General features: G+C 72.1%; 1 protein-coding gene. It reads left to right on the top strand.

Annotation, left to right across the window (positions count from 1 at the left end; all coding sequences use genetic code 11):
• The coding region (locus C1I97_RS38245; protein ID WP_181447119.1) for a fumarylacetoacetate hydrolase family protein at nt 1–757 on the top strand (757 nt) is incomplete at both ends.

Here is a 757-nt window from a genome sequence, read left to right on the forward strand (position 1 = left end):
CCGGACGCCGAGGACTCGCTGACCCCCAACTGGAAGCATCTGCCGATCGGTTACCACGGCCGCTCCGGGACGGTGGTGGTCTCGGGCACGGATGTCGTACGCCCCTCGGGCCAGCGGAAGGCCCCCACGGACCCCGCACCGGTGTTCGGCCCTTCGGTCCGGCTGGACATCGAGGCGGAGGTCGGCTTCGTGGTGGGCGTTCCGTCACGGATGGGGCAGCCGGTGGCGCTGGACGACTTCCGCGAGCACGTCTTCGGGCTGTGCCTGCTCAACGACTGGTCGGCGCGCGACATCCAGGCCTGGGAGTACGTCCCCCTCGGCCCGTTCCTCGGCAAGTCCTTCGCCACGTCGGTGTCGGCGTGGATCACCCCGCTGGACGCGCTGGAGCAGGCCCGGGTGGCTCCGCCGGAGCGCACGCACCCGCCGCTGCCCTACCTGGACGACTCCGCGGCGGAGCTCGGCGGCTACGACCTGCGGATCTCCGTCGCCATCAACGGTCACGTGGTGTCCGAGCCGCCGTTCTCCACCATGTACTGGACGGCCGCGCAGCAGCTCGCCCACCTGACGGTCAACGGCGCCTCGCTGCGCACGGGCGACCTGTACGGCTCGGGCACGGTGAGCGGTCCCACCGAGCGCGAACGGGGCTCGCTGCTGGAGCTGACCTGGAACGGCCGGGACCCCCTCGAACTCCCGGACGGCAAGCGGACGTTCCTGGAGGACGGGGACGTGGTGGCGCTGTCGGCCTGGGCTCCGGGGG

It is taken from the genome of Streptomyces sp. NTH33, assembly GCF_003236365.1.
Taxonomy (GTDB): domain Bacteria; phylum Actinomycetota; class Actinomycetes; order Streptomycetales; family Streptomycetaceae; genus Streptomyces.